This window comes from Streptomyces sp. TAA486, from assembly GCF_000426165.1.
Window position 1 is genome coordinate 203,516 of record NZ_AUEV01000014.1, and the last position, 16,508, is coordinate 220,023.

Sequence of the window (16,508 nt, forward strand, 5' to 3'; positions counted from 1 at the left end):
TCTCTCACTTGATGTGAGGGTCCGCACGCATGAGCGGCGCCCCCCGCTCCGCTCGCACCGTGCGGGCCCGGCTCCGGGCCCGCACGGTGCGCCCGTCCGGAACCGCACTGGTCCGAACAGGCCCTGCTCCGAGCAGCGGTTTTGGCCTCCGCGTCGTCAGGGGACCTCTGGATCGATCGCCGCGTTTGAACCCTGCGCCGCACAGGCGCGCGACTCGAAGCCGAGGGAGACCATGGGTCGGACACGCACACGTCGCGCGGCCGCGTCGGCCGCACTCGCCGCAGCACTCGCCGTCGTCATCACGACCCTGCCGCCTGCCGCTGCCGAATCGCGCACCGGGACCACGGCATCCTCCGGGGCCGCGACGGCGACGAAACCGATCGACCCGAGAACGCCGCAGCCGCCTCAGCTCCCGCGCAACTTCCGGGGCAAGGGCAAGTGGATCGTCCGCGACCTGGGCATCACGGTCCCGTTCACCTGGGAGGGGAAGAACGGCGACAGCCAGATGACCGCCGGAGGCCCGCAGTACCCCATCTGGTTCACGAACCTGATCTACCGCAACACGCTTTACACGATCACCTTCAAGTGGCCGGGCCTGAACCTGCATTCGTGCTCGAGGATCCCCGGCTTCAACCTGAACACGGTGAACCGGTTCCTTGAGGGATCACGGTTCGTCGGACGGGAGACCCTCCATCTGAACAAGCCCCGGCAGGTGAACCACTGGAGAGTCGGCGTCGTCCTGCCGCAGCGGCCTCCGGGGCTGCACCTGCGGTTCCCGCTGGCCCTCGCCGACGTCTACGTCGACCAGCGCAACAGGGGGACGTTCCGGCAGTTGCTGCAGTTCGGTCTCCAGAACCTGTACGACCCGGAACTGGACGAGTGGGCGAAGATGGACTCCTTCGTGCACAAGCCCGGAAAGGTGAAGCTCCCCGCTGAGTGCGCCACCCCCGGCACCCAGGGTTCGGCTTCGAAGCGCTCCTGACGGAGGGCACCTCCCGGCAGGTCCGCGTGGCGACTTCGCCCCGCAGGCGGCGTCACGCGGTCCTGCCACTCTCGGGTCACGACCGCCGGAACTCCGCGCGCCACCGCAGGGCGTCGGGATCACCGGGGTGCGGCACCTGCTCCACCTGAGCGGCCCGCAGCCCGTGGACGGCGAAGGAGTCCAGTTCGGAGCGGGTGAGCGGCCACGGCGGACCGTCCACCTGCTCGCCCTCCTCGCGGGCGCCGGAGATGACCACCAGCCGCCCCCCGAGCGCCACCGTGCGGGCGACGTTGACGATCACTTCCGCGCGGACCGAGAGCGGCATGGACTGCACCGTGATCGACTCCACGACGAGGTCGAAGGCACCGGCCCACTCGGCGGGCGGGTCCAGGAGATCGGCCACGACGTAGGCGACGGCCGAGTCGGGGAAGCGCTCCCGCGCACCGCGGACGGCCGTCGGCGAGATGTCGAACGCGGTCGTACGGAAGCCGAGATATGCCACGTATTCCGCGTCCCGCCCGAGCCCTGAGCCGACCACGAGCGCACGCATTCCTGTGCCGTCGAGTGCTTGCCGCTCGGCCCATTCGACCAGCAGCGCGTTCGGCTCGTCGCGGTCCCACGGCACCGTCGCCTCCCCGGCGGCGGCCTCGGCGTAGAGCCGCTCGAACCAGCCCGTCGGATCGTCCTCGGCGAGCGACTCGGAAGCCAGCCGGTTCGCGTCCACGTCACGGTCATCGGTCATGGAGCCAGCTTCGCCGAAGCCGTGGGCGCGTTCACGCCTTGGGGCAGGTTCGCGAACGGCCGTCAGCCACCGGGCTCTTGTAGCTGGTGGCGCTCAGTCCCGCAGCGCCTGCTCGATCGTGCGCATGATCTCGCCGATCGGCGTATCGGTGCGGGCGACGGTGACCAGCACCTCGTCCTCGCGCGTGGTCTCGGCACCGACGGCACCGTTCGGGCTCCCGGCCGGCTCGGGCGCCGCGAGCCGGTTCGCCCCGAAGCCCGTGCCGAAGGTTCTGCGTACGATCGCGAACGCGTGGTCCAACTGTGCCTCCACGTCGCCCACTCCGCCGTTGCGCAGCCACCGGCGCAGCACGTGGTTGTGCGCCGTGACGACCGCCGAGGCGGCGACCTCCGCCAGGAGCGGATCGTCGTCGCCGTCGCGGTGGGCCGCCTCGTCGAAGTGGCCGAGCAGATACCGCGTGAAGAGCCGCTCGTAGCGCGCTACGGATGCGATCTCGCGCTCGCGCAGCGCCGGCACCTCGCGGGTCAGCTTGTAGCGCTCGACGCTGCCCTTCGGCGACGCCGCGTACATCCGCATGACCTCTTTGATGCCGCGGCACACCGTGTCGAGCGGGTTCTCGTGGGCGGGCGCTGCCTCCAGGACCGCCTGTGCCCGCACTAGGGTGTCGTCGTGGTCCGGGAAGATGGCCTCTTCCTTGGCGCGGAAGTGCCGGAAGAAGGTGCGCCGGGCGACACCTGCCGTGGCCGCGATCTCGTCGACCGTCGTGGCCTCGTAACCCTTCGTCGCGAAGAGCTCCATCGCCGCCGCCGCCAACTCGCGCCGCATCCTGAGGCGCTGGGAGGAGGCGGTGTGCGAACGGGACGGCTTCGCGGAGTCTGACATGTGGGGAACGTTACATGCCGTGACGGAGTCGGGGGGCGGGCTGCCTGCGGAAGGCTCGAGCAGCCCGCCCCACCGGTTGTCCCGCTTCACAGAAGCGTCACCGCCGTGCGTACTCGCGGAAACCTCGTCCCGTCTTCCGCCCCAGGCAACCCGCCGCGACCAGGTGTTCCAGCAGCGGCGCGGGCGCCAGGCCCGGGTCGCGGAACTCCCTGTGCAGCACCTGCTCGATGGCGAGAGAGACATCCAGGCCGACGACGTCCAGCAGCTCGAAGGGCCCCATCGGGTAGCCGCCGCCGAGCTTCATGGCCGCGTCGATGTCGTCGAGCGAGGCGTAGTGCTGTTCGACCATCTTCACGGCGTTGTTGAGGTACGGGAAGAGCAGCGCGTTCACGATGAATCCCGCCCGGTCGCCGCAGTCCACGGGGTGCTTGCGGATGCGTCCGCACACCTCGCGGATGGTGGCGTGAGCCTCGTCGACGGTGAGCACCGTCCGCACGACCTCGACGAGCTTCATCGCCGGCGCCGGGTTGAAGAAGTGCATGCCGATGACGTCCTGCGGACGTGACGTGGCGCGGGCGCAGGCGACCACCGGGAGGGAGCTGGTGGTCGTGGCCAGCACCGCGCCGGGCTTGCACACCTCGTCGAGCCTGGCGAAGAGGGCCCGCTTGACCTCCAGGTCCTCCGCGACCGCTTCGACCGCCAGGTCGACGTCGGAGAGCGCCTCCAGGGAACCGGCGGGGGAGATGCGGCCGAGCGCGGCGACCCGGTCGTCCTCGGTCATCCGGCCCTTCCTCACGGCACGCTCGAAGGACTTGGCGACGCGTGCCTTGGCCGCCTCCGCCTTCTCCTCGCTGCGTGCCGCGAGCACCGTCTCGTACCCGGCCTTGGCAAAGACCTCGGCAATGCCGCTCGCCATGGTGCCCGAGCCGGCGACGCCGACGGACGAGACGGGACGGCCCTCGGTGCGGGCTGCGTCGCCGTCCGGTGTCTCCGAGTCGGTGATGAGGACGGAGGAGCCGGGCGCCTCGTACGAGTAGAAGCCGCGGCCGGCCTTCTGGCCCGTCAGACCGGCGTCGCTCAGCTGCCGCAGGATCGGCGCCGGTGCGTGGAGCCGGTCGTGCGAGTCGGCGTACATCGCGTCCAGCACGGTGCGCGCGGTGTCGATGCCGATGAGGTCGAGCAGGGCCAGCGGGCCCATGGGGAGACCGCACCCGAGGCGCATCGCGTTGTCGATGTCCTCGCGGCTGGCGTAGCGCGACTCGTACATCGCCGCGGCCTGGTTGAGGTAGCCGAAGAGCAGCCCGTCGGCGACGAACCCGGGGCGGTCGCCGACGGCGACGGGTTCCTTGCCCAGCTCGCGCGCGAGTTCGGTCACTGCGGTGACGGCCTCCGGAGAGGTGAGCACCGAGGAGACGACCTCGACGAGCTTCATCGCCGGGGCGGGGTGGAAGAAGTGCAGACCGAGCACGCGTTCGGGGCGGTCCGAGTCGGCCGCGAGCCGCGTGACGGAGAGCGCGTTGGTGCCCGTCGCGAGGATCGTGTCCGGCTTGACGACGGTGTCGAGCGCGGCGAACACCTGGCACTTGGTGTCGTAGTCCTCCGGCACGACCTCGATGACGAGGTCCGCCTCGGCGGCGGCCTCCAGTTCGCCGAAGGTGCGGAAGCGGGCGAGCGCTTCCTGCCGCTCTTCCTCCGTCATCCGCTCGCGCTGCACGGCACGCGCGGTGGAGGCTTCGAAGGCGGCGGTTGCGTGACGTGCGGCGGCGTCACTGATGTCGATGCCGATGACCTCACGGCCGGCACGGGCGAGAACGTCGGCGATGCCGGTGCCCATGGTGCCGAGGCCGATGACGGCGATGGTGTTCAGAGGCGGACGGTCCATCACGGGACTCCAGGTGTGACGACTGACGATGAGGGTGAGCCGGCCGCGCGCTCAGCACGCGTGCAGGGCGCAGCTGCGGCAGGAGACTCGAGGAATCGAGGAAGGAAGACGGAAACGGGGTCAACCGGCCCTGTCCCAGGGGCCGTTCCGTACAGGCGGTGCAGCCCGGGCACTCCCGCGGCGGTACGCCACGGGCCCGGACCCCCGCCGAACCGACTTCACTCTCGGGCGGCTGCGTCACCAGGCCGCCTGAGCGGGGGTGCCGCTCTGACGAGCAGCTTAACTCGTGGGTAACCAGAGCGCCAGGGGTATGGCTCTTCCAGGGCTGTGGGACGGAGCACGTGGGGGAGGAGCGGAAGTGGCCGACGCATTCCGATCGTTGATCGATCGCGTCCGGGCGGAGGCGGACCCGGTCGAGTACGAGCGGCTGGTGGCACTCGCGAGGGAGGACACTCCGGCGGCGCGGGACGAGTTGGCGTCCGTGCTGGCGGAGAGTCAACGCCCACTGTGGGCGCGGGAGGTGGCGGCATTCGCCCTCGGCAGCGCGGGGGACAGGCGCAGTTTCGAAACCTTGATCTTCATGCTGAACTACCGCGATCCCGTGCGCTGCGCCACGGCCGCTCATGCCCTGGCACGGCTGCGCGACCCGCGCACCGCACGGGCTGCCGCGGCCCTCGCGACCAACGAGCTGCGCACGGGCTACGCGCTGCATGCCGTGCGGCTGCTCACGGCGTTACGGGCGCCGGAGTCGGTGCCCACGCTGATTTCCGTCCTGCAGCGGCTGCTGATGGGGCCGGTGCACTACTGGCCGATCGCCGAGGCATGCGTGCAGGGGCTCGGGGCGCTGGGGGACCGGCGTGCCGTCGCGGTTCTGGGGGCGGCCGCCGAGCACCACCGGCTCTCGCCCTTCGCGAAGGCGGCGCTGGCGCGCATCCCGACGGCGCCGGCGCGGCCCCGCAGAAGAGCCGTCAAACCGAACAGCTGTCCGTGACCGTCAACGGCCGCCCGTAGCGCACGATCGGGATGTGCGTGCCCTGCCCCTCGATGTCGTAGGTGTCCTCGCCGCCGTCCGGGGCGAAGCCGGCGCGCTCGTAGAAACGGCGGGCGCGGGCGTTGCCCTCGATGACCCACAGCACGACGCGTGTGAAGCCCTGCCGGGCGGCACCCTCCAGGCAGGAGGCCGTGAGGTCCCGGCCGAGGCCGGTGCCGAGCAGTTCGGGCCGCACGTAGATCGCGTACAGCTCCGCCTCCTCGGTGGCGGTCTCCGCTCGCGGCGCCGACGTGTGCGCACCGCCGGGGCGGTTCGGGCCGAACGCCGCCCAGCCGGTGACGGCCCCGTCGGCGCTCTCGGTGACGAGGTTCGTTACGGGATTGCGGGCGAGGGCGGCAGCCTTGGCGAACAAATCCCGGCGACGGGCGGCGTCCTCCTCCACGGACATCGCGTTCAGGAAGCGGTGCGGCAGGAGGTCCGCGTAGGCGTACTGCCAGGCGCGCACCCGCAGTTCGGCGACGGCGTCGATGTCGTCCGCGGTCATCTCCCGTACAGGCATGGACGGATCGTGTCAGAACGGTGGAGCGGTCTCGACCGAATTCCGGGGCCCCGGGCCGACTGTGCTGACAAGACGGCCGAGGGGACGGCTCTGCCCTCAGGGCGACGAGTGGCGGGGTGCCGGCCGGGTCGTCGTCGGCGAATTGATTGGATGCTCCAGAAGTCCAAGGCCCACGCTGACGGGCAACGTGAACAGGGGGAGTTGCGATGAAGTTCCGTCCACTCGGCGATCCCGCTGCCCGGGTGTCCGAGATCGGTCTTGGCTGTATGGGCATGTCGATCGCCTATGGAGCCGCCGACGAGAGCGAGTGCCTGCGCACGTTGGATCGTGCCGCTGAGCTGGGCGTCAACCTTCTCGACACCGCGGACGTGTACGGCGTCGGCGCCAACGAGGAGCTGCTCGGCCGTTGGCTGCGCAACCGCGGGCGCGACTCGGTCTTCCTCTCGACCAAGTTCGGTCTCAAGCACAGCGCCGCCACCCGCAGGGTGGACGAAGTCGACACTTCCGCCGAGTACGTGCAGGTCGCGTGCGACGCTTCTCTGGCGCGGCTGGGGGCCGAGCACATCGACCTGTACTACATGCATCGCCGTGACCCCGGCGTACCTGTCGAGGACACGGTCGGTGCCATGGCGGCCCTGGTCGAAGCAGGCAAGGTCCGCTTTCTCGGACTGTCCGAGGTCAGCCCGGGCACGCTGCGCCGGGCACACGCGGTGCACCCCATCACGGCGATCCAGCTCGAGTACTCGCTGTTCACCAGGGACGTGGTGGAGGGGGAGATGCTCGACACCTGCCGGGAGCTCGGCGTCGCCGTGGTTGCGTACTCGCCACTGGGCCGCGGCATGCTCGGCGGCGCTCTGCACTCACGTGAAGCTCTGTCCGAAGAGGACAACCGCCGGCGATGGCCGCGTTTCGCGCCCGGGAACATCGCTGGCAACCTTGCTCTGGTCGAGGCGGTCAGGAACGTCGCCGATCAGATCGGCTGCTCGCCGGCCCAGGCGGCGTTGGCCTGGCTCCTGTACCAGGGGCCGGACATCCTGCCGATTCCCGGTACCAAACGGGAGCGGTACTTGCTGGAGAACATCGAAGCGACCGATGTGGCTCTGAGCCCGGATCAGGCGGCGCGCTTGCGCGATGCCGTGCCGGAGCGGGCGGTGGCCGGCGGACGCTACCCCGACCAGGCTCTCGCCCGTCTCGGCCACTGAACCGGCTCGCCGGCTGCTGCGCCGGAAGGGCGGACGAGGGGACGGCTGCCCGGGCACAGGCGCGGCGCACCCGTACGCGGGACGCAATCCGGACGGAAGATGTCGGGTATCGGCGGCAGCATGGAGCCATGACCGAGAGCTGGGCGGCCTTCCGGGCCGCCGAACCCGAATTCGCCGACGCCGTACGAGCCCGCTTCCAGGCGTTCCAGCACCACGTGCTCGCCACCCTGCGCCCCGACGGCTCGCCCCGTCTGACCGGCCTGGAGGGCGACTTCCGGGGTGACGAGCTGTGGCTGGGCATGATGATCGGGTCCCGCAAGGCGCTCGACCTGCGCCGCGACCCCCGCTTCTCGATGTACGCCAACCCCGGCACGGGCACCGGAATGGGCGGCGGCGACGTCCGCATCTCGGGCCGTGCGGTCGAAGTGACGGACCCGGAGGAGTTCGCCCGGTACGCGGCCGACGATTCGGAGACTGAGGCGCCGGAACGCTTCCATCTCTTCCGCGCGGAGCTCTCCGAGGTCGTACGGATCAGGGTCGAGGACCCGCACATCGTCTTCCAGGTCTGGCACCCGGGCCGCGCACTGCGCACGATCCGCCGCGGCAACGAGGACAGCACCGTCTACGAGGACGCCTGAGCCCCCGCGGGTACGGCGATGGTCTGGCCGACTCCGGTGCCGGCCGCACGGGTGGCCGCCTCGGCCACGGCGACCGCGGTCAGGCCGGCGTGGGCGTCGGCGACCGGTGGGGAGCCGTCGGCCGCGCAGCGCAGCAGGTCGGCGACGGCGGCTCGCACGCTCTCCGCGTACACATACGGTTTGCGCATCTCGCCGCCGAGGTCGATGACGGCCTCCACACGGTGCGGGACGCTGCGTGCCACACCTCTGCCGCGGGCGGGACGGCCATCGCCTGCGTGCCGGTGCACGTCGACGGCGACGCGTTCGCCGCCGTGCGGTCGTAGGCCGGGAACGGCCAGCAACTCACCTGTCCTGGAAGGGAGTTCCTCCCACCTCGCGGCGCCCTCGTCGTCTGTCCACGCGGTGATGGCGGCGTGTGTCGGGATCCACCCGGTGATGCGCGACTCGGCGAAGCCGTGGTCCAGGCGCATCAGTTGACGCTCGCATCGGTGGGCGTGGGTGAAGGAGTGCAGGTGGGTGGCCAGGACACCGCCGGGGTGCACGGCGTCCGCGATCACCATGTCGACGGGGCCGCCCGGGCGCCGTACGGCCGTGGCGCGCACCGACTCGGGCTCACTGCCGATCAGGGCGCGGGCGGCGTCGAAGAAGTGGACGCCGTGCTCGATGAAGATGCCCCCGCTGTGCGCGGGGTCCCAGAACCAGTGGTCGGGGCCGAGGTCCTGGTCGGATGCGTCGTTCTCGAAGAGGAAGCGGTGGGGCGGGGAGAGGGGGCCCTCGGCGATCAGTCGCTCCACGGCGCGCAGGATCGGGTTGTAGCGGAGGACGTGATCGACGGCGAGAACTCCGGGCGAACGGTCCACCTCGTCCCGTACCCGGGCGGCGTCCTCGGTGGTGGTGGCCAGCGGCTTCTCGCAGAAGACGTGCTTGCCGGCGCGGAGAGCGCCGATGGCCATCCCGGCGTGCGTGGCGGGCGGGGTGGCGAGGGCCACCAGGTCCACGCCGTCCGTGGCGAGAAGCGACGGGAGGCCGTCGCGTACGGTCGCGCCGTGCCGTGCGCCGAGCGGTTTCGCGCGCGACTGGTCGGGATCGGCGACGGCGGTGATGCGCAGGCCGGGCAGGCCGGCCACGGCATCCAGGACGTACGCCCCGAACGATCCGCAGCCGACCAGCCCGAGGCCGAGGGCCGGCGCTGTCACGTGACGCGTTCCAGGAGGGCGGCGCCGATGTGGGCGTCGGCCATGCCGTAGAAGACGTACAGCTTCCCGTCGATCTCCTCGATCGCCGTGGGGAAGACCACGTTCGGGACGGTGCCGGAGCGCTCCTCCTCCGTCTCGGGGGCCATCAGCGGCTCATCGGACCGGGCGATGACCTTCGACGGGTCGGCCGGATCGAGGAGCATCGCCCCGGCGGCGTACGACACCCGCTGGTTCTGCTCGAAGGGATCCTCCATGGAGCCGGAGACCCCGTGATGGATGAGCAGCCAGCCTTCGTCGACGCGGATCGGGGCGGGGCCGGCGCCGATCTTGAGTGCCTCCCAGGGGTGCTCGGAGAGAGCGACCAGGCGGTGCTGCCGGGGGCGGACCAGCGCGCGGATGTCCTGCTCGGCCTCCGCGACCGGAACGTAGGAGATCCAGATGCCGGGGCGCTCGTCGGTGACGCCGGAGGGGAGGTGGACGCCCTCACCGGGACGGAACCAGCCGAGGTCCCACATGGGGCGGTGCAGCATCGCGTACGCCGGTTCGCCATCCGGGCCCGGAACGGGCTCGGGGAAGTGGACGACGTCCTTGTTGGGGAAGAGGTTGAGGTCGGTGTCGAGGTCGGGCTGGTACTCGAACTGGATCGGGCCGAGCCGGGTCCAGTCGGAGAGGTTCGCGGAGACGGCGAGGGCCGGCTTGGGGCCGAGGGGCCCGTAGGCGACGTAGGACATGACGTGCTTGCCGAGGGAGGGGATCCAGGTGGTGCGGGGGTCCTCGACACCGGCGTTGTTCTTGCCGCGCTCCCAGCCCTCGTCGGGGGCCAGCACGACGCCGTGGCGCTCGACGCCGGAGGGTACGCCGTCGGTGAAGGTGACCTCGGCCAGCCCGACGCGGGAGACGTTGCCGTCGGCCACGAGGCGGGGCAGCAGGTGCAGCTTGCCGTCCGGGGTGCGGCCGGAGGCGGGATTGAGGACTCCCTCGCTCTCGTTGGCCTCGCCGGGCAGTGGCGACATGACGACGCCCAGTCGGCGCAGGGTGTAGGGGATGTTCGTACGGGGGGTTGTGTCGGTGCTCAAGTGTCAGCCCTTTACGCCGGATCCGAGGTCGGTGGAGACGAAGCGGCGCTGGAACGCGAGGAACAGCGCCACGGCCGGGGCGGCGAGCACGCATGCCCCGGCGAGTATCGCGCCGTACGGGTTGGCGGCCCGGCCGGCGACGTTCGAGATGTAGTTGGCCAGTGCCACGGCCAACGGCTGCATGTCCGAGTCCTTGGTCACGAGGAACGGCCAGAGGAACTCGTTCCAGGGACCGATGAAGGTCAGCAGCACGGTGGTGAGCAGCGCCGGCTTGCACAGCGGGGTCGCGATCCGCAGCATGATCGCCAGCTCGCTCGCCCCGTCGATCCGCGCGGACTCGAACAGCTCACGGGGAAGCTGCAGGAAGAACTGGCGGAAGATGAAGACGGCCGTCGAGTTGATCGCGAACGGCAGGATGATGCCGAGGTAGGTGTCCGCCAGCCCGTAGCTGCGGACGATCATCACATAGAGCGGGATCATCAGCAGCTGGAACGGAACCAGCTGCACCAGGAGCACCGTGCCGAAGACGGCGCCTCGGCCGCGGAAGTGCATCTGCGCCAGTGCGTAGCCCGCCATGAGGCCGAACACGACGGTGCACAGGATGACGCCCCCGGTGAAGATCCCCGAATTTGCGACGGCCCTCAGCAGCGGGACCCGGTCGTTGATCGCCGCATAGTTGCCCAGCGTGATCCCTGACGGATCGGGCACGACGGCCGACGGGTCGGAGCTCGGCTCGGCCTGGAGCGATCCGAGGACCATGGAATAGAAGGGGAAGAGGAACACGCACGCGCCGGCGAGCAGCACGAGCAGCCGGGGTATCCGGCGCTTGGTGGCAGCGGACCTCACGGCTCAGTCCCTTTCCGTCAGCTTGCGGTTGATCAGCGAGACGGCCAGTACGAACAGCACCAGCAGCACCCCGATCGCGGCGGCGACATCCGGATTTCCCTGCTCGATGCCCCGCTGGTACATGAGCAGGACGGGGGAGGCGGAGGCTCCGTCGGGGCCGCCGCCACCGGTGAACAGGTACGGCTCGGTGAACAGGTTCGCCCCGGTGATCGTGGCCACGATCAACACCAGCGTTGTTGCCGGGCGCACGCCGGGCACGGTGATGGAGAGGAACTTGCGCACCGTGGACGCGCCGTCGATGTCCGCCGATTCGTAGAGCTCCTTCGGCACGTTCTGCAGGGCCGCGAGGTACAGCATGATGAAGAAGCCGAGCTGCTTCCACGCGACGAACACTGCGATCAGCGGCATCGCCAGAGTCTCGTTGACCAGCCACGACGGCTCCGGAGCCAGCTGTCCCAGGACCTGGTTCACCAGGCCTCCGCTGCTGAAGAGCCACAGCCAGATGCCGACCATGGCCACGCTCGCGGTGATGTACGGCAAGTAGTACGCCGCGCGGAAGAACGAGCGCATCGGCAACTTGGCGTTGAGCGCGCTGGCCAGCACGAGCGAAAGGCCCACGGTCAGCGGCACGTTGATGAGAAGAAAGACGACGATGTTGCCGAATGCCTGGCGGACGTCCGGGTCGCTCAGCACTGCCGCGTAGTTCTCGAAGCCGACGAACGGGTATTCCACGATCGCGTTCGGTGCGGCGAAGAAGTAGTCGTGGAACGACATCCACACCGCGAAACCGAACGGGTAGGCGAAGACCACGGCGACGAACGCCAGATACGGCGAGACGAACCCGAGCCCCAGGAGGTTGCGGCCGAAGGACCGCCCGATGCTCCTGGGGCGCGTGCTGCCCGGCGCGGGCGAGGACATCAACAAAACCCCTCTGCGTTGATCACTTCTGGGCGGCGAGCTTCTCGACCTCGGTCGCAGCCTTCTTCAACGCGGTCTGCGGGTTCTCCTTGCCGAAGATGACCGAGCGCGAGTAGGCGTCCCGGAACGCCTGCCATGCGGCGATCGACTTGGGCACGTTGGGCACCTCGACGGTGTTCTCGGCCGCTTGGGCATAGGTCTTGTACTTCGCGTTCTTCGCGAAGAAGTCCGCGTAGTTGCCCGTCAGGTCCTCTCGCACCGGCATCTGGCCGGTGGTCTCCAGCAGCTTTTGGTCCTGCTCCTTGCTGCTGGCGAACTTCAGCACGTCCCAGGCCGTACCGCGGTTCTTGCAGGAGCTGAACATCCCCACCGACTTGGCGTCGCTGAAGGTACGGGTCTCCGCGGCCGATGTGCCCTTCGACGTGGGAACAGGGACCACGCCGTAGTCGACCTTCTTGTCGTAGACCTTCACGGCCCACGGGCCGGCGATGGTCATCGCGGCCTTGCCGTCGGCGAACGCGTCCCCGTTGTACTTCTCCTTCTGCGACAGGCCCTTGTCGTACATCGACCGCCAGAAGTCCGCGACCCGCCGCCCCTCAGGGCCGGTGAACTGCGCCTTGCCGTCCTCCAGCAGCTGCTTGCCGCCGCTCTCCGCCGCGAACAGCGGGTAGAAGTCGAACCAGGACTGGAAGAACTCCGAACTCGGTGCGGGCCAGACCGCAGCCTTGACGCCGCCCTTGTCGACCAGCTTCTCGGATGTGGCCAGGAAGTCCTTGTACGTCGTCAACTTGGGCTTGTCCGGGTCGAGTCCGGCCTTGGCGAAGACGTCCTTGTTGTAGGAGATCATCACGGGGTTGGACTTCCAGGGCAGCTGGTAGTACTTGCCGTCCTCCGACTTGTACTGGGCAGCCGCGTCCCCGGAGCGCTTCTGGATGTGCTGTGTGGCACCGGGGAAGTCGTCGAGCGGCACCAGACCGCCCTGCTTCTGGAACTGCGAGACGGCTGCCGGGGAGGTGTTGAAGACCAGACAGGGGGCGTTGCCCGCGGTGATGGCCGCGCCGATGACCTCCTCGGAGCTCTTTCCGGCCGGTATCTCCTGAGCGCGGACCTTCTCGTCCGGGTGCGCGGAGTTCCATGACGAGACCATCTTCTTGGCCCAGGCGATCTCGTCGGGGTTGTTGGCGTACCAGATCTTGATGGGGCCCTTGGACGAGGCGGCCTTTCCGCCGTCGTCGCCGGAGCCGCCACCGCACGCGCTGAGCGGCAGCACGAGGAGGGCCATGGCAAGGGGAAGCGCTCGTTTCATGAGGTACTCCGTGGTTCGTCGTCGGCTTGGAGGGAGACTCGAGGGCGGGGGACACCGCCCGGGGCGGGAGGTGCGGTGGATCGTCGGAGAACCAGTTCGGTCGGCGGCAACTCGGCACTCTCCGCGCTGCCCTTCTCCACGAGTTGGAGCAGGGTGCGGGCGGCGGCGCGGCCCATTGCGAGGGCGTCCATCCGCACCGTGGTCAGCGGCGGGTGCACATGGCGGGCCAGTTCGGTGTCGTCGAAACCGGTGACCGACAGGTCGTCGGGAATGCTCAGGCCCCGCTCATGCGCGACAGTTGCGCCCGCGATCGCCATCAGGTCGTTGGCATAGACGATGGCGCTCGGCGGCTCGCTCTCCTCGAACAGGCGCCGGGTGGCCGCGGCGCCGCCGGCCGCGGTGAAGTCCCCTGCCGCCTCCGGACCCGGAGGCAGGCCGAGGTCGCGCAGCGCGTCCGCCCAGGCGGCACGCCTCCTGTGGCCGTGGACGAACTCCTGCGGCCCGGCCACATGCGCGATCCGCCGGTGCCCCAGCGCGGCCAGGTGCTCCACGGCGGCGCGGATCCCGGTCCGCTCGTCGAGGTTCACGGCGGGAAAAGCGGGCGAAGTGTCCGGCGTCTGCAGGGTCACGGCGGGCAGCCGCAGCTCCCGCAGAAGCTCCAGCCGGGGATCGTCGCCCACCCGCAGGTCGGAGAGGAACACCCCGTCCACCCGTCCGTCCCCGGCGAGTTGACGGTATCCGTCGGCCTCCTCGTCCCAGCCGCCCGTGACGACCCGCAGCACCAGGGCATGCCCCACCTTGGCCAGCTCGGTCTCCACCCCGGCGATGAATGCGGGGAAGAACGGGTCTGCACCGAGCAGCTCGGCGGGCCGGGCCATCACCAGACCGAGCGCGAAAGCCCGGGAGTAGGACAGGGCCCGCGCCCGATGACTCGGCCGGAATCCCAGCTCCGCCGCCGCGGCGAGGACTCTTGCCCTGGTGTCCGCCGCGACTCCGGGGCGGTCGTTCAGGACGAAGGACACCGTGCTCTTGGAGACGCCGACGGCCCGGGCGACGTCGGCGATCGTCGGGCTTTGGCGCACGGTCTCTCCCCTCGGACGGTGTGGGTGGTACTGGCTGGGCTGCGTGCGGACGAGCACCAGCACGAGCGGCTGGGGGGCAATTGCTCGCCGTGCAGCCTGAGCAGGCACTTAACCGGTTTGAAACGAACCCCGTCAAGAGTCCTGACCCGAATTTTCAAACCGGTTTGAAAGTGAGCCGTCCCACGGCCGGTGCCGGCAGCCTTCAGCGAGCTCTGCGCACGGATTCAAGTCGCAGATCAACTGACCGGGGATGATGGGCAGTTGGGTTGGGAGGGCTGTACTACTGGCCTCGGCCCCAGCGCCCGCATCGAAGACGCCGGGGGCCAGACGCAGCCCGGTCCGCGCCCGCCCTCGACTCCCCCTGAGCCTGGCGGCTCGGGAGGCACCCCCACCATCGCCGGAGCACGCCGACCGCGGGCCCGTTCATCGAGCAGGGCGCGCGTACATCGGTCAGGCGCGTTCATGGAGCGGGGCGCACCTGAGGCGCTCGGTCCGCTGTCCCGTCTGAACGCGGCCGATTTCCCTTGGGGTTCGCCGCCGGTGCGTGCGGGCGTGTGTGCTTGTGCCGGATCCCGGCCGCGGTCAGGGAACGACCGCGTACGCCTCGACCTCCAGCAGGAGATCGGGGTGGACGAGCGAGGAGACCTGGACCGCCGTGCTGGCCGGTGGCCGCGTGACGTCGATGCACGCGTCCCGCGCCTCGCGGACCGCGGGGAGGATGCCGACATCCGTGGTGAAGAAGGTGAGCTTCACGACGTCGTCGAATCCGGCGCCGGCAGCGGCAAGGCACAGGCGCAGGTTCGCGAAGACCTGCCGGGCCTGGGCGGCGGGGTCCCCCGGGCCGACGACGTCGCCGTTCTCGTCGAGGGCGATCTGCCCGGAGACGGCGACGAACCGGCCCTCGCCCCATACGACATGGCTGTAGCCGTTGCCCGGCGCGACGCCGTGCGGGGCCTTGATGTGAGTGAGTTCGGACATGTGGGGATCGTCGTGGCTGCGGCACGATCGGGCGAGCGGATTTCTACAGCAGGGTCAGCTGCGTGCAGTCAGGGGTGTCGGGCTCCTGCTCGGCTGCCCTGTCGGGGTGGACGTCGACGCGGCGGTGGGTGCCCGGTGACGTGGGCCCGATGCCGTACTCGGAGGCCAGTTCGTGGACCTGCCGGGTGATGCGCCTCTGGTACCACGTGGGGGCGTAGGCGCCGTCCGCGTACAGCCCCTCGTAGTGCCGCACCAGCCCGGGGTGGTGCTTCGCGAGCCACTGCATGTACCACTCGCGCGCCCCTGGCCGCAGATGCAGCGCGAGCGGCGTGACGGACGTGGCCCCGGCGGCGGCTATCGCCCGCACTGTCGTGCGCAGTTGGGCCGGGGAGTCGCTCAGGAACGGGATGACCGGAGCCATCAGCACTGCGCAGGGGATGCCCTGGCTGCTGAGCGTGCGGACCACGTCGAGGCGGCGGTCGGGGGCCGGGGTGCCCGGTTCGACGGTGCGCCACAGCTCCTCGTCGGTGAAACCCACGGAGACGGAGATGCCCACGTCCGTGATCGCTGCCGCCGAGCGCAGCAGGTCGAGGTCGCGCAGGATGAGCGTCCCCTTGGTGAGGATCGAGAACGGGTTGCTGTAGTCGCGCAGCGCCGTGAGGATGCCGGGCATCAGCCGGTAGCGGCCCTCCGCCCGCTGGTAGCAGTCGACGTTGGTGCCCATCGCTATGTGCTGCCCGTGCCAGCGGCTCGACCCGAGCTCACGGCGGAGCAGCTCGGGGGCGTTGACCTTGACGACGATCTGCGTGTCGAACCCGGCTCCCGTGTCGAGGTCGAGGTAGCGGTGCGTGCCCCGGGCGAAGCAGTACACGCAGGCGTGCGAGCAGCCCCGGTACGGATTGACCGTCCATTCGAACGGCATGCGGGAGGCCCCCGGCACGCGGTTCACGATCGAGCGGGCGCGCACCTCGTGGAAGGTGATGCCCGCGAATTCGGGGGTGTTGAACGTACGACTGACAACGTCGGTGCCGAAGAGGGCGGGGTTCACCGCCGACCCGTCGCCGCTCAGGTTCTCCCAGCGCATGGACCCTCCTCGTGCATCGTGCTGTTCGTACTCAGAGAATAGAACATCTGTTCCCACCCCCTCGTCAAGCCGATTTGGGCCCCCGTCCGCGGGGTGATTGGGTTGCCGGGCGCCAGCGGGCGCAACGGACGGACGTGCCGAACA

The 16,508-nt window shown here is 69.9% G+C and carries 16 protein-coding genes; 4 read left to right on the top strand and 12 right to left on the bottom strand.

Going from position 1 to position 16,508, the window contains the following annotated elements:
- The first annotated feature begins 232 nt into the window (after positions 1 to 232).
- Positions 233 to 982 (top strand): hypothetical protein, encoded by a 750-nt coding sequence (locus I004_RS0119770; protein WP_028436927.1) that lies wholly within the window; start codon positions 233 to 235, stop codon positions 980 to 982.
- Between the two features lie 76 nt (positions 983 to 1,058).
- Here I004_RS0119770 and I004_RS0119775 read toward each other — a convergent pair whose 3' ends face one another.
- The 3 genes from I004_RS0119775 to I004_RS0119785 form a co-directional block, all read right to left on the bottom strand.
- Positions 1,059 to 1,724 carry a class I SAM-dependent methyltransferase gene (locus I004_RS0119775; RefSeq protein WP_028436928.1) on the bottom strand — a complete coding sequence of 222 codons (666 nt, stop codon included), beginning with the start codon at positions 1,722 to 1,724 and terminating at the stop codon, positions 1,059 to 1,061.
- 93 nt (positions 1,725 to 1,817) lie between these two features.
- The gene (locus tag I004_RS0119780; protein ID WP_051345217.1) at positions 1,818 to 2,606 is read right to left on the bottom strand and encodes a TetR family transcriptional regulator; all 789 of its coding nucleotides are present in this window, start codon (positions 2,604 to 2,606) and stop codon (positions 1,818 to 1,820) included.
- A 97-nt stretch (positions 2,607 to 2,703) separates the two neighbouring features.
- A complete protein-coding gene (locus tag I004_RS0119785; protein ID WP_028436930.1) occupies positions 2,704 to 4,488 on the bottom strand; it encodes a 3-hydroxyacyl-CoA dehydrogenase family protein in 1,785 nt (594 codons plus the stop codon).
- Between the two features lie 358 nt (positions 4,489 to 4,846).
- Between I004_RS0119785 and I004_RS34925 the strand changes: the two genes are divergently transcribed.
- Positions 4,847 to 5,479 carry a PBS lyase gene (locus I004_RS34925; RefSeq protein WP_051345218.1) on the top strand — a complete coding sequence of 211 codons (633 nt, stop codon included), beginning with the start codon at positions 4,847 to 4,849 and terminating at the stop codon, positions 5,477 to 5,479.
- On the opposite strand, the gene I004_RS0119795 is transcribed toward I004_RS34925, so the two are convergent.
- Positions 5,457 to 6,038 (bottom strand): GNAT family N-acetyltransferase, encoded by a 582-nt coding sequence (locus I004_RS0119795; RefSeq protein ID WP_028436931.1) that lies wholly within the window; start codon positions 6,036 to 6,038, stop codon positions 5,457 to 5,459. The genes I004_RS34925 and I004_RS0119795 overlap by 23 nt on opposite strands.
- Before the next feature lie 206 nt (positions 6,039 to 6,244).
- On the opposite strand from I004_RS0119795, the gene I004_RS0119800 reads away from it, so the two are divergent.
- Both I004_RS0119800 and I004_RS0119805 read left to right on the top strand, forming a co-directional pair.
- Positions 6,245 to 7,240, top strand: coding sequence for an aldo/keto reductase (locus tag I004_RS0119800; protein WP_028436932.1), 996 nt, complete (start codon positions 6,245 to 6,247; stop codon positions 7,238 to 7,240).
- 128 nt (positions 7,241 to 7,368) lie between these two features.
- Complete coding sequence (locus I004_RS0119805) at positions 7,369 to 7,878, top strand: pyridoxamine 5'-phosphate oxidase family protein (RefSeq protein WP_028436933.1); 510 nt, start codon at positions 7,369 to 7,371, stop codon at positions 7,876 to 7,878.
- Here the strand turns inward: I004_RS0119805 and I004_RS0119810 are convergent.
- The 8 genes from I004_RS0119810 to I004_RS0119845 form a co-directional block, all read right to left on the bottom strand.
- Entirely contained in the window at positions 7,863 to 9,074 is a 1,212-nt protein-coding gene (locus I004_RS0119810) for a Gfo/Idh/MocA family protein (protein WP_028436934.1), read from the bottom strand. The genes I004_RS0119805 and I004_RS0119810 overlap by 16 nt on opposite strands.
- Positions 9,071 to 10,087 (bottom strand): glycoside hydrolase family 130 protein, encoded by a 1,017-nt coding sequence (locus I004_RS0119815; protein WP_051345244.1) that lies wholly within the window; start codon positions 10,085 to 10,087, stop codon positions 9,071 to 9,073. Before I004_RS0119815 ends, I004_RS0119810 begins: the two co-directional genes overlap by 4 nt.
- 66 nt (positions 10,088 to 10,153) lie before the next feature.
- Complete coding sequence (locus I004_RS0119820) at positions 10,154 to 10,996, bottom strand: carbohydrate ABC transporter permease (RefSeq protein ID WP_486580137.1); 843 nt, start codon at positions 10,994 to 10,996, stop codon at positions 10,154 to 10,156.
- A gap of 3 nt (positions 10,997 to 10,999) precedes the next feature.
- Positions 11,000 to 11,914: a carbohydrate ABC transporter permease gene (locus tag I004_RS0119825; RefSeq protein ID WP_037976935.1), complete on the bottom strand. Its 915-nt coding sequence runs from the start codon at positions 11,912 to 11,914 to the stop codon at positions 11,000 to 11,002.
- Positions 11,915 to 11,936: 22 nt separating this feature from the next.
- A complete protein-coding gene (locus I004_RS0119830; RefSeq protein WP_028436938.1) occupies positions 11,937 to 13,220 on the bottom strand; it encodes an extracellular solute-binding protein in 1,284 nt (427 codons plus the stop codon).
- Positions 13,217 to 14,302 (bottom strand): LacI family DNA-binding transcriptional regulator, encoded by a 1,086-nt coding sequence (locus tag I004_RS34930; protein WP_078511473.1) that lies wholly within the window; start codon positions 14,300 to 14,302, stop codon positions 13,217 to 13,219. The genes I004_RS0119830 and I004_RS34930 overlap by 4 nt, the downstream gene beginning before the upstream one ends.
- Before the next feature lie 582 nt (positions 14,303 to 14,884).
- A complete protein-coding gene (locus tag I004_RS0119840; protein ID WP_028436939.1) occupies positions 14,885 to 15,280 on the bottom strand; it encodes a RidA family protein in 396 nt (131 codons plus the stop codon).
- Between the two features lie 43 nt (positions 15,281 to 15,323).
- Positions 15,324 to 16,364, bottom strand: a complete 1,041-nt coding sequence (locus tag I004_RS0119845; protein ID WP_028436940.1) for an Rv2578c family radical SAM protein — start codon at positions 16,362 to 16,364, stop codon at positions 15,324 to 15,326.
- Positions 16,365 to 16,508 lie beyond the last annotated feature (144 nt).

Bases quoted from the DNA above. Each gene is read 5' to 3' on its own strand.
- I004_RS0119770 (WP_028436927.1), top strand. From the start codon at position 233: ATGGGTCGGACACGCACACGTCGCGCGGCCGCGTCGGCCGCACTCGCC.
- I004_RS0119775 (WP_028436928.1), bottom strand. From the start codon at position 1,724: ATGACCGATGACCGTGACGTGGACGCGAACCGGCTGGCTTCCGAGTCG.
- I004_RS0119780 (WP_051345217.1), bottom strand. From the start codon at position 2,606: ATGTCAGACTCCGCGAAGCCGTCCCGTTCGCACACCGCCTCCTCCCAG.
- I004_RS0119785 (WP_028436930.1), bottom strand. From the start codon at position 4,488: ATGGACCGTCCGCCTCTGAACACCATCGCCGTCATCGGCCTCGGCACC.
- I004_RS0119795 (WP_028436931.1), bottom strand. From the start codon at position 6,038: ATGCCTGTACGGGAGATGACCGCGGACGACATCGACGCCGTCGCCGAA.
- I004_RS0119800 (WP_028436932.1), top strand. From the start codon at position 6,245: ATGAAGTTCCGTCCACTCGGCGATCCCGCTGCCCGGGTGTCCGAGATC.
- I004_RS0119805 (WP_028436933.1), top strand. From the start codon at position 7,369: ATGACCGAGAGCTGGGCGGCCTTCCGGGCCGCCGAACCCGAATTCGCC.
- I004_RS0119815 (WP_051345244.1), bottom strand. From the start codon at position 10,087: ATGTCGCCACTGCCCGGCGAGGCCAACGAGAGCGAGGGAGTCCTCAAT.
- I004_RS0119825 (WP_037976935.1), bottom strand. From the start codon at position 11,914: ATGTCCTCGCCCGCGCCGGGCAGCACGCGCCCCAGGAGCATCGGGCGG.
- I004_RS0119830 (WP_028436938.1), bottom strand. From the start codon at position 13,220: ATGAAACGAGCGCTTCCCCTTGCCATGGCCCTCCTCGTGCTGCCGCTC.
- I004_RS0119840 (WP_028436939.1), bottom strand. From the start codon at position 15,280: ATGTCCGAACTCACTCACATCAAGGCCCCGCACGGCGTCGCGCCGGGC.
- I004_RS0119845 (WP_028436940.1), bottom strand. From the start codon at position 16,364: ATGCGCTGGGAGAACCTGAGCGGCGACGGGTCGGCGGTGAACCCCGCC.